Source organism: Pararhizobium antarcticum (assembly GCF_001885585.1).
Classification (GTDB): domain Bacteria; phylum Pseudomonadota; class Alphaproteobacteria; order Rhizobiales; family Rhizobiaceae; genus Pararhizobium; species Pararhizobium antarcticum.
In genome coordinates this window covers 50,406-64,400 of the sequence record NZ_LSRP01000046.1, presented here as the reverse complement: position 1 = coordinate 64,400, position 13,995 = coordinate 50,406, and the positions used below count along the sequence as shown (strand labels likewise).

Annotated in this window: 15 protein-coding genes; 8 read left to right on the top strand and 7 right to left on the bottom strand. The window is 60.4% G+C overall.

From position 1 onward, the window contains the following. The first annotated feature begins 223 nt into the window (after positions 1–223). The gene (locus AX760_RS04620; RefSeq protein ID WP_071831813.1) at positions 224–748 is read left to right on the top strand and encodes a single-stranded DNA-binding protein; all 525 of its coding nucleotides are present in this window, start codon (positions 224–226) and stop codon (positions 746–748) included. Positions 749–881: 133 nt separating this feature from the next. Here the strand turns inward: AX760_RS04620 and AX760_RS04615 are convergent, their stop codons facing one another. After that, a complete protein-coding gene (locus AX760_RS04615; RefSeq protein WP_071831812.1) occupies positions 882–1,511 on the bottom strand; it encodes a MarC family protein in 630 nt (209 codons plus the stop codon). A gap of 235 nt (positions 1,512–1,746) precedes the next feature. Here AX760_RS04615 and gyrA point away from each other — a divergent pair, with 235 nt between their 5' ends. Then, positions 1,747–4,539: a DNA gyrase subunit A gene (gene gyrA / locus AX760_RS04610; RefSeq protein WP_071831811.1), complete on the top strand. Its 2,793-nt coding sequence runs from the start codon at positions 1,747–1,749 to the stop codon at positions 4,537–4,539. Between the two features lie 230 nt (positions 4,540–4,769). On the opposite strand, the gene AX760_RS27060 is transcribed toward gyrA, so the two are convergent. Together AX760_RS27060 and AX760_RS27930 are read right to left on the bottom strand one after the other, a co-directional pair. Beyond that, complete coding sequence (locus tag AX760_RS27060) at positions 4,770–4,910, bottom strand: hypothetical protein (RefSeq protein WP_175552015.1); 141 nt, start codon at positions 4,908–4,910, stop codon at positions 4,770–4,772. 13 nt (positions 4,911–4,923) lie between these two features. Further along, positions 4,924–5,046: a hypothetical protein gene (locus AX760_RS27930; RefSeq protein WP_280950754.1), complete on the bottom strand. Its 123-nt coding sequence runs from the start codon at positions 5,044–5,046 to the stop codon at positions 4,924–4,926. A gap of 225 nt (positions 5,047–5,271) precedes the next feature. Between AX760_RS27930 and coaD the strand changes: the two genes are divergently transcribed. The 5 genes from coaD to tgt all read left to right on the top strand — a co-directional run bounded on the left by coaD (position 5,272) and on the right by tgt (position 9,233). Then, positions 5,272–5,766: a pantetheine-phosphate adenylyltransferase gene (gene coaD, locus AX760_RS04605; protein WP_071831810.1), complete on the top strand. Its 495-nt coding sequence runs from the start codon at positions 5,272–5,274 to the stop codon at positions 5,764–5,766. 34 nt (positions 5,767–5,800) lie between these two features. Then, positions 5,801–6,370, top strand: coding sequence for a peptidylprolyl isomerase (locus tag AX760_RS04600; RefSeq protein WP_071831809.1), 570 nt, complete (start codon positions 5,801–5,803; stop codon positions 6,368–6,370). Between the two features lie 26 nt (positions 6,371–6,396). Beyond that, on the top strand, positions 6,397–6,906 hold the full coding sequence (locus AX760_RS04595) for a peptidylprolyl isomerase (RefSeq protein WP_071831808.1): 510 nt from the start codon (positions 6,397–6,399) through the stop codon (positions 6,904–6,906). Positions 6,907–6,999: 93 nt separating this feature from the next. Next, positions 7,000–8,106, top strand: coding sequence for a tRNA preQ1(34) S-adenosylmethionine ribosyltransferase-isomerase QueA (gene queA, locus AX760_RS04590; protein ID WP_071831807.1), 1,107 nt, complete (start codon positions 7,000–7,002; stop codon positions 8,104–8,106). Next, entirely contained in the window at positions 8,103–9,233 is a 1,131-nt protein-coding gene (tgt, locus tag AX760_RS04585; protein WP_071831806.1) for a tRNA guanosine(34) transglycosylase Tgt, read from the top strand. Before queA ends, tgt begins: the two co-directional genes overlap by 4 nt. 1 nt (position 9,234) lies before the next feature. On the opposite strand, the gene AX760_RS04580 is transcribed toward tgt, so the two are convergent. Further along, the gene (locus AX760_RS04580; RefSeq protein WP_071831805.1) at positions 9,235–9,654 is read right to left on the bottom strand and encodes a DUF4864 domain-containing protein; all 420 of its coding nucleotides are present in this window, start codon (positions 9,652–9,654) and stop codon (positions 9,235–9,237) included. A 209-nt stretch (positions 9,655–9,863) separates the two neighbouring features. Further along, positions 9,864–11,153 (bottom strand): NAD(P)/FAD-dependent oxidoreductase, encoded by a 1,290-nt coding sequence (locus AX760_RS04575; RefSeq protein WP_071831804.1) that lies wholly within the window; start codon positions 11,151–11,153, stop codon positions 9,864–9,866. 286 nt (positions 11,154–11,439) lie between these two features. Here AX760_RS04575 and AX760_RS04570 point away from each other — a divergent pair, with 286 nt between their 5' ends. Next, on the top strand, positions 11,440–12,375 hold the full coding sequence (locus tag AX760_RS04570) for a phosphoribosylaminoimidazolesuccinocarboxamide synthase (protein ID WP_071831862.1): 936 nt from the start codon (positions 11,440–11,442) through the stop codon (positions 12,373–12,375). An 18-nt stretch (positions 12,376–12,393) separates the two neighbouring features. On the opposite strand, the gene AX760_RS04565 is transcribed toward AX760_RS04570, so the two are convergent. Together AX760_RS04565 and AX760_RS04560 are read right to left on the bottom strand one after the other, a co-directional pair. Next, positions 12,394–13,209 (bottom strand): MBL fold metallo-hydrolase, encoded by an 816-nt coding sequence (locus AX760_RS04565; RefSeq protein ID WP_087149164.1) that lies wholly within the window; start codon positions 13,207–13,209, stop codon positions 12,394–12,396. Between the two features lie 2 nt (positions 13,210–13,211). Next, positions 13,212–13,991, bottom strand: a complete 780-nt coding sequence (locus AX760_RS04560) for a TatD family hydrolase (protein ID WP_071831802.1) — start codon at positions 13,989–13,991, stop codon at positions 13,212–13,214. Positions 13,992–13,995 lie beyond the last annotated feature (4 nt).

Sequence of the window (13,995 nt, the reverse complement as noted above, 5' to 3'; positions counted from 1 at the left end):
ACGGCAGAGCGCATGTCGAGGCGCAATGCGAAAAACAGGCGGGCTTTCCGACTCTGTTGACAGGATGATAGGGATTTACTAGAACAAAGAAAGAACAAATATTTGATATCTGTGGATTGTCGGGTGAACGGGGCGTATCACCAAGCGGCAGTCGCTAAGATGCGCATTCTTGAATTTTTACAGCGGGGCGCGCGCGTCCGGCGCGGCGAACAGGAAAAGCGAGATGGCTGGTAGTGTCAACAAGGTGATTTTAATCGGAAACCTCGGGGCGGACCCGGAAATCCGGCGCACGCAGGACGGCAAGCCGATCGCCAACCTGAACATCGCGACGTCGGAATCCTGGCGCGACCGCAATTCCGGCGAGCGCAAGGAAAAGACCGAATGGCACCGCGTCGTCATCTTCAACGAGGGCCTCTGCAAGGTTGCCGAGCAATATCTGAAGAAGGGCGCGACCGTCTACATCGAGGGCCAGTTGCAGACCCGCAAATGGCAGGACAAGGATGGCCAGGATCGGTATTCGACCGAAGTGGTCCTGCAAGGCTTCAATTCGACGCTGACCATGCTGGGTGGACGGGGCGACGGCCAGGGGGCTGGTGCTTCGCGCGGCGGCTCCGACTACGGCAGCAGCGGTGGCGGCGATGACTATGAGCGCCCGTCGGCTCCGGCTGGTCGCTCCAGCGGTTCTGGCAGCGGCAGCAGCAACAACAGCAACTTTTCACGCGACATGGACGACGACATCCCGTTCTGATGCATCGCCGTTGCCACCTTTGCAGGCCGGGTCTCCCCGGCCTGTTTCGCCGGCTTGTTGTTGCGCGCGTGGCCAGCGTCCCGGCTGAAGGCCTGGAAAGCGCTTCATGATTTCCAATCGAGTGACGACTTGATCAGGCAAAGAACGCCAGTTTTACACCGTCAACCACGAACTGCACGGCAAGCGCTGCCAGGATGACGCCGAGAAGACGCGTCAGGATTGCGCGTCCGGTCGCGCCCAGAAAGCGGTCGATCCGCTCGGCGATGACGAGGAATGCAAAGAGGATCGCGACGCAGAACGCCAGCACCACGATCAGCTGAAACCTGTCGAAGGTGGAGGAAAACGAGCCGGACAGGAGAATGGTCGCGGAAATTGCGCCGGGCCCGGCGATCAGCGGCAAAGCGAGCGGAAACACCGCGAGATTGCGGATATGATCAAGGGTGACCGCTGTCTCGCCCGTCTTTTCCTTGCGCTCATTGCGCTTCTCGAAAATCATCTCGAAGGCGATCCAGAACAGCAGCAGCCCGCCGGCGATCCGGAAGGCGCCGAACGAAATGCCGAGCAGCCCAAGGATGCCGTTTCCGAACAGGGCAAAGGCGGAGAGGATCAGAAAGGCGATCAGCGAGCCGCGACTGGCGACCTGAAAGCGCTCCGAGCGCGTCATGCCCGCCGTCAGGCTGAGGAAGATCGGGGCCAGTCCGGGCGGATCGATGGTCACCAGAATGGTCGTCAGCGCGTTGACAAGAAGATCGAGATTGAACATCCGGGGCCCCCTCGCGGATTGCGTCCCTTTCCAGGGACTTGGCCGCAAGTGTTAAGCGAGTGGACCTTGGATGGAAAGAGCGCTAATCAGGGGGCTGGGCCTTTTGCTACCGAAATGCCCGGATTTGCGCCGATGGCGGCAAAAGCCTGTTCAAAACCCCGTGCCGAAATTGGCGCTGGCCGGTGCATTCGGCTATAAAAATCTGTCTGATTCTGAACAAAGATCGTGATCACAATTGACTGAACAAAGCACACCCGGCGGCGGCAAGAACCCACCAGGCATCGAGCCTATTTCCATCATGGAAGAGATGCAGCGGTCGTATCTCGACTACGCGATGAGTGTCATCGTCAGTCGCGCGCTTCCCGATGTCCGGGATGGCCTGAAACCGGTCCACAGGCGCATCCTGTTCGGGATGAACGAGCTTGGGCTGGACTGGAACAAGAAATACGTCAAGTGCGCCCGCGTCACCGGTGACGTGATGGGTAAGTATCACCCGCATGGTGACTCGGCGATCTACGACGCCTTGGCGCGCATGGCCCAACCCTGGTCGCTGCGTATGCCGCTGATCGATGGCCAGGGCAATTTTGGTTCGATCGACGGTGACCCGCCGGCTGCCCAGCGGTACACGGAATGCCGGCTCGAGAAGGCAGCGCATGCGCTGCTCGACGACCTCGACAAGGAAACCGTCGATTTTCGCGACAACTATGACGGCACGATGTCCGAGCCCGTCGTTGTCCCGGCGAAATTCCCGAACCTGCTCGTCAACGGCGCCGGCGGCATCGCGGTCGGCATGGCGACCAACATTCCGCCGCACAATCTGGTGGAAGTCATCAACGGCTGCATCGCGCTGATCGACGAACCCGGGCTCGAACTGCCGCAATTGATGGAGATCATTCCGGGGCCGGATTTCCCGACCGGCGCCTTCATTCTCGGCCGCTCGGGCGTTCGCTCCGCCTATGAGACCGGCCGCGGATCCGTGATCATGCGCGGCCGTGCGACCATCGAGCCGATGCGCGGCGACCGCGAACAGATCATCATCACCGAAGTTCCCTTTCAGGTGAACAAGTCGACGATGATCGAGAAGATGGCCGAACTGGTCAAGGACAAGCGCATCGAGGGCATTTCCGACCTGCGCGATGAATCCGACCGCCAGGGCTATCGCGTTGTCGTCGAGTTGAAGCGCGATGCCAATGCCGAGGTGATCCTCAACCAGCTCTACCGCTACACGCCACTGCAGACCTCGTTTGGCTGCAACATGGTGGCTCTCAATGGTGGCAAGCCGGAGCAGATGACGCTGCTCGACATGCTGCGCGCCTTCGTGTCCTTCCGCGAGGAAGTCGTCAGCCGCCGCACGAAGTATCTTCTGCGCAAGGCCCGCGACCGGGCCCATGTCCTTGTCGGCCTCGCCATCGCCGTCGCCAATATCGACGAAATCATCAAGCTGATCCGCAGTGCGCCTGATCCGGCAACGGCGCGTGAACAGTTGATGACACGACGCTGGCCGGCGGCCGATGTCGAAAGCCTGATCCGCCTGATCGACGATCCGCGCCACCGGATCAACGAGGACCTGACCTACAATCTCTCGGAAGAACAGGCCCGCGCCATCCTCGAACTGCGTCTTGCCCGCCTGACGGCGCTCGGCCGCGACGAAATCGGCGACGAACTGAACAAGATCGGCGCAGAGATCAGCGACTATCTCGACATTCTGTCGTCGCGCATCCGCATCATGACCATCGTCAAGGACGAGCTTGCCTCTGTCCGTGACGAATTCGGCACGCCAAGGCGCACCGAGATCATGGAAGGTGGTCCTGACATGGACGACGAGGACCTGATCGCGCAGGAAGACATGGTCATCACCGTGTCGCATCTCGGCTACATCAAGCGCGTGCCGCTCGCCACCTATCGTGCCCAGCGGCGCGGCGGCAAGGGCCGCTCCGGCATGGCGACGCGTGACGAGGATTTTGTAACGCGCCTGTTCGTGGCCGATACGCATACGCCGATGCTGTTCTTCTCGTCGCGTGGCATCGTTTACAAGGAAAAGGTCTGGCGTCTGCCCATCGGCACGCCGCAATCGCGCGGCAAGGCGCTGATCAACATGCTGCCGCTGGAAGCCGGCGAACGCATCACCACGATCATGCCGCTGCCCGAAGACGAGACCACCTGGGCAAACCTCGACGTCATGTTCTCGACGACCCGCGGCACGGTGCGTCGCAACAAGCTGTCGGACTTCGTCCAGGTCAACCGCAACGGCAAGATCGCCATGAAACTCGAGGATGAGGGTGACGAAATCCTCTCCGTCGAGACCTGTACCGATCAGGACGATGTGCTCCTGACGACGGCGCTCGGCCAGTGCATCCGCTTCCCGGTCGATGACGTGCGCGTCTTTGCCGGTCGCAACTCGATCGGCGTGCGCGGCATTTCGCTCGGCAAGGACGACCGGATCATTTCGATGACCATTGTCGGCCATGTCGACGCCGAACCCTGGGAGCGTGCGGCCTATCTCAAGCGTGCAGCTGCCGAACGCAGGGCGGCGACCGGCGAGGAAGAAGAGATCGCGCTGGTGGGCGAAGAGGTCATGGAAGAGGGCGAACTGGCAAACGAACGTTATGACGAACTGAAGGCGCGCGAGCAATTCGTGCTGACAGTGTCCGTCAAGGGCTTCGGCAAGCGCTCCTCGACCTATGACTTCCGTACATCTGGCCGTGGCGGCAAGGGGATCCGTGCTACCGATACCTCGAAGACCGCTGAAATCGGCGAACTCGTCGCGGCCTTCCCGGTCGAGGAAAGCGACCAGATCATGCTGGTCTCCGACGGCGGACAGCTGATCCGCGTTCCGGTCGGCGGCATTCGCCTCGCCAGCCGTGCGACCAAGGGTGTGACGATCTTCTCCACGGCCAAGGATGAGAAGGTCGTTTCCGTCGAACGTATTTCGGAACCGGAAGATGATGAAGATGCCATCGCTGCCACCGAAACGGCGGAAGGCGACATCGTAGCGGACGAAGCTACGCCGGAAGCATCTTCGGAGTAACAGGCTTTCCTGTCCATAGAAAAAGCCGGGCGGTTTCATCGCCCGGCTTTTTGCATTCAAAGAACAGGGTGTTGGTACGGCTGCAAGCTTGAAGAAGGCAAAGAAAAACCGGACTGGCAGGGGAACCGTCCGGCTTTTGAGATCCAACAGCGGCTGGAGGCTTCGCTGTCGGTTCTTTGAAACTTTTGACTGGAGGCCACGTTACACATGGCCACATCTTTCACTTCTCGTCAGACGCCGAACCCACCGGCTTCACGGCCTGCATTTTTCAGTTCCATCCGATCGCGTTGCAACTCGAGAATGGTTTTGGTGAAATCGACAAGGAACACGATACTAATCACTGCAGATACCAACATCATGACAATAGCCATTGGGGTAAACCTTTCAGTTCATCAGTTGGGTGTTGCGCATTGCTCTGTTCTCGGCGCGGGATTCAGTGCGGATTGCATTGACCGTTGCAAAGATCATGAGAAAAAACATTGTGATCGACAGAAGAAGAATTGCCATAGCCGTGATCCTTTCATCATAGTAACGGCGGTGCTTGAAAAAAGTTCCAGTCGCTCTTGTTTTCTATTGTACGGTTTCTGCGTGAAGCGCGCTTGAACATGTCATTCATATAAAGTTCATCGATGAAGCCGGCTGTTTCCGGGGGAACACGGGGGTGCAGCGGTACCGATCCCTTGCAGTGCTGCGCCGTCCATGACAAAAGGCTGTCCAAACGGAACAGACGCGATGACCACTGCTTTTTACCCGGGATCCTTTGATCCGATGACCAACGGACACCTTGACGTGCTGGTTCAGGCGCTGAACGTTTCGGCGCGGGTCATTGTCGCGATCGGTATCCATCCGGGAAAAACACCCCTGTTCACCTTCGATGAACGTGCCGACCTTATCCGCCAGGCGCTGGGCGGGTATCTGCCGGGCAGGGCAGGTGATGTGTCGGTCGTGTCATTTGATACTCTGGTTGTCGATGCGGCACGCGCGCATGGCGCATCGCTGCTGGTGCGCGGTCTGCGCGACGGAACCGACCTCGACTATGAAATGCAGATGGCTGGCATGAACCGGCAGATGGCGCCCGATATCCAGACCCTGTTTCTGCCGGCCGGAACGGCCTCGCGGCCCATTACCGCCACATTGGTCCGCCAGATCGCGGCCATGGGCGGTGATGTTTCCGCCTTCGTGCCGAAAGGCGTTCATCTTGCGCTGGCTGCAAAACGCAAAACCTGACGCATTTCCTCACATCATCTTCACGGGAGTTATCATGAAAATCCTCCAAATCGCTCTCGCAGGCGCACTTCTGGCGGCATCCGTCGCAGGGTCCGCCTATGCCCAGGCGAAGGAATACCTGACGATCACGCTGAAAGACGGCCCTGTGGTCATCGAGCTGCGTCCCGACCTGGCGCCGAAGCACGTCGCCCGCGTCAAGGAACTGGCCGAGGCCGGTGAATACAACAATGTTGCCTTCCACCGCGTCATTCCGGGCTTCATGGCCCAGACCGGTGACGTGCAGTATGGAAACATGGAAAAGGACTTCAAGGCCGACATGGCCGGCATGGGCGGCTCCTCGAAGCCGGACGTCGAGGCTGAATTCTCGTCGGAACCCTTTGCCCGCGGCACGGTCGGCATGGCCCGCAGCCAGGATCCGAATTCCGCCAACTCGCAGTTCTTCATCATGTTCGCACCCGGCGATTTCCTGAACGGCCAGTATACGGTCGTCGGAAACGTCGTCGAAGGCATGGAGAATGTCGACAAGATCAAGATGGGTGACGAGTCCAACAACGGTTCCGTCACCGATCCCGACCGGATGATGAGCGTCAAGGTCGGCAAGTAAAAACACCTACAACAAAGGAGAAAACCATGGCCGAGATCAAGGATCCCGAAAACACCGTCATCCTCGAGACCACCAAGGGGCAGGTCACAATCCAGCTTCTGCCGGATCTGGCACCAGGCCACGTTGCCCGCATCAAGGAACTCTGCGCCGAAGGCGCCTATGACGGCGTCGTCTTTCACCGCGTCATCGCCGACTTCATGGCGCAGACTGGCGACGTGCAGTTCGGCAAGAAGGGTGGCAAGGACTTCAACCCGGCACGTGCCGGCATGGGCGGCTCCGACAAGCCGGACCTGAAGGCCGAGTTTTCCAATATGAGCCATGTGCGCGGCACATGCTCCATGGCCCGCAGCCAGATGCCGAATTCCGCCAATTCGCAGTTCTTTATCTGCTTCACGGACAGCCCGTGGCTCAACAAACAGTATTCTGTCTGGGGTCAGGTCATTGAAGGCATGGACGTCATCGACAACATCAAGAAGGGCGAGCCCGTCAAGGATCCCGATAGCATCGTTTCGATGAAGCTTGCTGCCAACGCCTGATTGACGCTAAGTCAAAAACCCGTCCCGGACGGCCCCGAAAGGGCACCGGGGCGGGTTTGCTGTTTTTAGAAACCCGTTTTTGAACGAATAGCCATGCGCGTCGACATCTTCGATTTCGAACTCCCGGACGACAATATTGCGCTGCGGCCCGCCAGCCCGCGCGACGCTGCGCGCCTGCTTGTCGTCAAGCCGGATGCGGGGCCGGAAGAGGCGCTCGCCGATCATTCGGTGCTGGATCTGCCATCCTTCCTGCGCCCGGGCGACGCGCTCGTCTTCAACGATACAAAGGTCATACCGGCCCAGCTCGAAGGCCTGCGCCGGCGTGGCGAAGAGGCCATTTCGCAGGTTTCGCTGACCTTGCACATGCGCATCGCACAGGACCGCTGGAAAGCCTTTGCCCGGCCTGCCAAGCGCCTGAAGCCCGGCGACCGGATAACCTTCGGCCAGGGCGACAACACCTGCCTGCTCGGTACACTCGATGCGACCGTCGAGGAAAAAGGCGAGGCGGGCGAGGTGACCCTGCGCTTTGATCTCTCGGGCCCTGCGCTGGATGAAGCCATTCTTGCCGTCGGCCATATTCCACTGCCGCCCTACATCGCCTCCAAGCGTGCCGAGGACGACAAGGACCGCACGGACTACCAAACGGTCTATGCGCGCCAGTCCGGTGCGGTCGCAGCACCCACGGCCGGCCTTCACTTTACCGAGCGGCTGCTGTCAGCTCTGGAGGCGGTCGGCGTCGAACGGCATTTCGTAACGCTGCATGTCGGCGCCGGCACCTTCCTGCCGATGAAGGCCGACGATACCGACGACCACGTGATGCATGAGGAGATCGGTCATGTCAGCCCGGCAACGGCGCAGGCGCTCAACGCCGTGAAGGCGCGCGGCGGGCGCATCGTCTGTGTCGGCACAACCTCGCTGCGCCTGATCGAAAGTGCGGCCGGGGAGGACGGAACGATCCAGCCCTGGTCCGGCCCGACCGGCATCTTCATCACGCCCGGCTACCGCTTTCGCGCTGTCGACCTGCTGATGACCAATTTCCACCTGCCGAAATCGACGTTGTTCATGCTGGTCTCTGCCTTTAGCGGCCTTGAGACCATGCGCGCCGCCTATGCCCATGCCATTGAAAACGGCTACCGCTTCTATTCTTACGGCGATTCCAGCCTGCTTTTCCGGGATAGTCCCAGGATCGAGATATCATGACCGACACGTTTCAATTCAATCTTCTGGCGACCGACGGCAAGGCCCGGCGCGGCACGGTCTCGATGCCGCGTGGCGAGATCCGCACGCCGGCCTTCATGCCGGTCGGAACCGTCGGCACGGTCAAGGCCATGTATCTCGATCAGGTCCGCGATCTCGGCGCCGACATCATCCTCGGCAACACCTATCATTTGATGCTGCGGCCAGGCCCGGAACGGGTCGCGCGTCTCGGTGGCCTGCACGAACTGATCCGCTGGCCCTATCCGATCCTGACCGATAGCGGCGGTTTCCAGGTCATGTCGCTGTCCGGCCTGCGCAAGCTCGACGAGCAGGGCGTCACCTTCAAGTCGCATATTGACGGTTCCTCGCATTACATGTCGCCAGAACGATCGATCGAGATCCAGGGTCTGCTCGACAGCGATATCCAGATGCAGCTCGACGAGTGCGTGCGCCTGCCGGCGACGCCAGACGAGATCGAGCGCGCCATGGAAATGTCGCTGCGCTGGGCCGATCGCTGCAAGACCGCATTTGGCGACCAGCCGGGCAAGGCCATGTTCGGCATCGTCCAGGGCGGCGACGTGCCGGCCTTGCGCGTGCGTTCGGCCGAAGCGCTGGCCGGTCTCAATCTCAAGGGGTACGCGGTTGGCGGCCTTGCTGTCGGCGAGCCGCAGGCGGTGATGCTGGACATGCTCGACATCACGCTACCGGCGCTGCCGCACGACAAGCCGCGTTACCTGATGGGCGTCGGCACGCCGGATGATATGCTGAAATCGGTGGCACGGGGTATCGACATGTTCGACTGCGTCATGCCGACCCGCGCCGGTCGCCATGGCCTGGCCTTTACCCGCCGTGGCCGCGTCAACCTCAAAAATGCCCGCCATGCCGAGGATCGTCGCCCGCTCGACGACCAGTCATCCTGCCCGGCCGCACGCGATTATTCCCGCGCCTATCTGCATCACCTGATCCGCGCCGACGAATCGCTCGGCGGCATGCTGCTGACGTGGAACAATCTTTCCTACTATCAGGACCTGATGAAGGGGATCCGGAACGCGATAGAGCAGGGGCGGTTCCAGTCCTTCATGGAGGAAACCCAGGAGGAATGGGCGAGGGGCGATCTCCAGCCGGTCTGACTCAGATTTCCGGTCCGGGCGCCTGCTGCAGCATCTGTACGCCATTGATCTTGTAGGAACCATCCGGCTGCCGGACGACAGAATAGAGCGCCGTCCAGTCCTTGCCGTCCGGTCCCGAAATGAGCACTTCCTGCACGACCGTATCGCCATCCACCTTGCTGCGACCGAAGGCGAAGTTGCCCGGCCGGTAGACCGGCGTATAACCGCGCTTGACCATCTCGAAAAAGATGTCCTGATCCGGAAACTTGCCCCGGATCTGCGGTGAGGCGAAGGAATAGGCAGCGGCTGCGTCGTCGTTGAGGAAGGCGGCGATCTGATCCTGGATGATCGTCTGCGCCGTATCGACCGGCTCTGCGGCGACAGACATGCCGGCGCCAAGAAGAAAAACTGCAAAGGCTGAGGTAAGCACTGCACGTTTCATCGCACGCTCTCCCGTTTCGCATAGCTGACAACGTATAGCACCTCGAAAAACGCTCACCCGTTGTCTGCTCGATTTGCGTTGAAGTAAAATTTATCTATAGTAATCAATGTATTGCGCCCTCTATTTGAATACGCTCGCGCAACGTCAGTTATCTCCGTATGTTAAATCGGTACGGCAGGAACCGGCATTTGGATCACCCTCTGTTGGGATCACCATCCCATCGCATCGCGCAGTCGTCCCCAGAGCATGGCGGTGTGCACCCCCATCGGCCAGAAGGCGTGAAAACGCATTGGCGTAATCGGACTGATCGGCAGGTCGAACGCCGCATCCTTGCCCTGAACCAGCCGGCTGGCAAGCTGCTGGCCCATGGTCGTCGCCAGTGCCACCCCTCGACCATTGCAGCCGAGATAGAGGAGGACATCCGGTGACGGTTCGTGAACATGCGGCAGATGATCCGGCGTGACGGCCAGTTGCCCGTTCCAGGCATGGCTCCAGCGGATGTCCTTCATTTCGGGCCAGAGCCGCTCGGCATGGCGGATCAGGTAGGACACAGGCGCGGTGTCGCCGGCAAAACTGCGCTGCGGCCCGCGTCCGCCCATCAAGAGCCGGTTCTGGCGATCCAACCGGTAATAGACGGTGATATGGCTGCTTTCATAGAGCACCGGGCGCTGCGGCAGAATCCGGGCCGCCAGCGTATCGGGCAGGGGTTCGCTGGCAACAATGGCGCTATAGACAGGCACGACAGATTGTTTCAGCCCGGGCCAGAGACCGTCGGCATAGGCATTGACGGCAACCAGCAGCTTGTCGGCGGCCAGGCTCGCCCTTGATGTCTTCAGAAGCCATCCGCCTGTATTGCGGGAAACCGACAGGACGCGACTGCCGCTGTGGATCCGGACACCGGCAGCCATGGCAGCGGCGGCAAGCCCGCGGGCATATTTCAGCGGATGCAGGTCGCCGCCACGCGGATCGAAGAGCGCGCCCCTATAATGTGCGGTTCCGGTTGCGGCTTGAATGGCATCCCGGTCAAGCAGGCGCGTCGGCATGAGATGGGCGTGGCACTGGCGGGCGGTCTCGCAGACGGCATCCAGCGCCTTTCCATGGGTCGCAGCACGCAACGTTCCGTTCTGGCGTGCCTCGCAGTCAATGCCCAGACGGCGGATGAGTTCGAAGGTGAAATCGGGTCCGCCATAGGCACGCGTAATCATCCGGGCGCCAAGATCGCCACCGAACAGGGACAGCAACGCGTCCGGATTGAATTTCAGTCCCGGATTGACCTGACCGCCATTGCGCCCCGACGCACCCCAGCCGGGCTCGTTGGCTTCGAGCACCGTCACATCGACGCCCATCTCGGCCAGATGCAATGCCGCCGACAGACCCGCAAAACCGGCGCCAATGATGGCAATAGAGGTCCGCGCATCCGCATCGAAAACCGGCGTCTCGGGCGCCGCCATGGCGGTCTCCGCGTAAAGGCTGTCGGGCAGTGGCTGGGCAGTCCGCATGCGCGTTAATCCAGGATGAGCATTGCTGTCAGTCTGCACAGGAATTGCCATGGGACAAAAGACTTTTTCCCGGTTGAAAGGGAATGGGGTACAGGTTCTGCACTTGGAAATAGAATGTACCTAGCTACAAACAAAGATCACATAAGATAGATTATGGAACAAAATGCTGTCGAGATATCTGGCAATCCGGCGGTTTCTTGACCCCCTCGGCTTGACCTGTGCCGTTTCCACGGCTTAAGCGGATGCAGCCTGAACGCCAAGCGAAAGACCGGACCCGATGAGCGAAATGCGCATTCTTTCAGATGCTTTCATTCCTGAGCTGCCAGGACGCTACAACGGCAAGGTCAGGGAAAATTATGATCTCCCGGATGGTCGCCGGATCATCATCGCCACCGATCGGCTGAGCGCCTTCGACATCATCCTCACCGCCATTCCGTTCAAGGGCCAGGTTCTGACGCAGACCGCCCGCTACTGGTTCGAACAGACGGCCGACATCTGCCCGAACCATGTGCTCGATTATCCGGATCCGAATGTCGTCATCGGCACACGGCTCGATATCCTGCCGGTCGAGGTTGTCGTGCGTGGCTATCTGGCTGGCACGACAAGCACCTCGATCCTGACGAAATACCGCAATGGCGAACGCGCCATGTATGGCACCGTGCTGCCGGACGGCATGAAGGACAACGAAAAGCTGCCAGAGGCAATCATCACGCCGACCAGCAAGGCCTTCGATGGCGGCCATGACGAGCCTTTGTCGGCCGCGGAAATTCTGGCGCAGAATCTTCTGACACAGGAACAGTGGGACACGGTGTCGGCCTATGCGCTGGCGCTGTTTGCGCGTGGTCAGCAGCGTGCCGCCGAGCGCGGCCTGATCCTTGTCGATACGAAATACGAATTCGGTACCGACAAGGATGGGCGCATCGTGCTGGCGGACGAAATCCACACGCCGGATTCGAGCCGTTACTGGATTGAAGACAGCTATGCCGAGAGTTTTACCGGTGGCACCCGCCCGAAAAGCTTCGACAAGGATTTTGTCCGGGCCTGGGTGACCGAGCGCTGCGATCCCTACAAGGACCCGATCCCGCAAATCCCGGCCGATCTGATCGCGCAGACGTCGCGTGTCTATATCGAGGCCTACGAGACCATCACCGGCCAGCGCTTCGAGCCCGACCTGTCCGGCGCCACGGTACTGGACCGTATCCGCGACAATCTGAAACCCTAATTCAGCTGAACTTCAGGTTTACGCGACCACGATCTCGATGCGCATGCCGTCATAGCCTGGCTGCACATGGTCAGGCGTTTCGCCCATCACGGTGTCGTAGTCGAGCGGCACATGCATATGGGTGAGAACGGCGGCTTTTGCCCCGAAACGCTCGATCCAGCCGAGTGCTTGTTCAAGCGACAAATGGCTGGGATGGAACTTGTATTGCAGCGTATCGATGACCAGAACATCCAGCCCGCCGAGCCTGGCAATCGTCTCGTCGGGAAAGTCGCTGACATCGCTGCAATAGGCAAAATCGCCGATGCGGAAGCCGAGCGACTGGATATCGCCGTGGATCTGCCGCAGCGGTTCGATCCGGATCGTGCCGCCGGCGCCGGTGATGGCCATCGGTGACATCGCCGGTTCGATGATATGGGCGACGACGATCGGTGGATAGCCGCTGCCATCTGGCTGCTCGAGACAATAGCGAAAACCGTCGCGGATGCGGCCCATGGTTTCGGCATCCGCCCAGATCGGCGTGCGTTTCCTGTTGTGCAGCACGAACCCGCGAAGATCGTCAATGCCGTGCACATGGTCTGCATGGGAATGGGTGTAGAGAACGGCATCGATATGATCGACCTTCGCGGCGATCATCTGTTCGCGAAAATCCGGGCCGGTATCGACGACGACCGTCGTCTTGCCACCGTCATCGGCAAACTGCTCGATCAGCAGAGCGGCGCGCATGCGACGGTTCTTCGGATTGGCAGGATCGCACGCGCCCCAGTCGCCGGTGATGCGCGGCACGCCCGGGGACGAGCCACAGCCAAGCAGAGTGAAGACGCGCCGCATGACCAAGTTCAGAGCCTCGGCATTTTAGAGAAGATGCGGAATGCATTTTCCGTGGTGATGGCCGCAATATCCGCCGCGCTCATGCCGATTGTCTCGGCCAGCACCTGGGCGGTATGCGCCACAAAGGCGGGCTCGTTGCGCTTGCCGCGAAACGGTTTTGGCGCAAGGTACGGCGCGTCCGTCTCGACGATCATCCGGTCCTGCGGCACGGTCCTTGCAATGGCGCGCAGCTCTTCCGACTTCGGAAAGGTCAGGATGCCGGAAAACGAGATGTAGCCGCCCAGTGCGACGCCGATGCGGGCCAGTTCGGGCCCGGACGAGAAACAGTGCAGCAGGAAAGGGAAGGCCCCCTTCCCTGTTTCCTCGGTCAGCACCGCCGCCATGTCGTCGTCGGCCGAGCGGCTGTGGATGACCAGTGGCAGGCCGGTCTGCCGGGCAGCGTCGATATGCCGCCGAAGACCGATCATCTGCGCGTCGCGCGGCGCATTGTCGTAGAAATAATCGAGACCCGCCTCGCCGATCGCCACGACCTTCGGATGCGTCGAAAGCCGCACGAGATCAGCCGCTTCGATGTCGAGTTCCTCGTCGGCATTGTGCGGATGCGTGCCGACGGAGCAGAAGACGTTGTCATAGGCCTCGGCAATGCCAAGGATCGTATCGAACTTCTTCACACGCGTCGAAATCGTCACCAGTTGCGTGACGCCGGCTGCCATGGCACGCGCAACGATGGCATCCCGCTCGGCCTCGAAGTCCGGAAAATCCAGATGGCAATGGGTATCGATCAGCATCGGT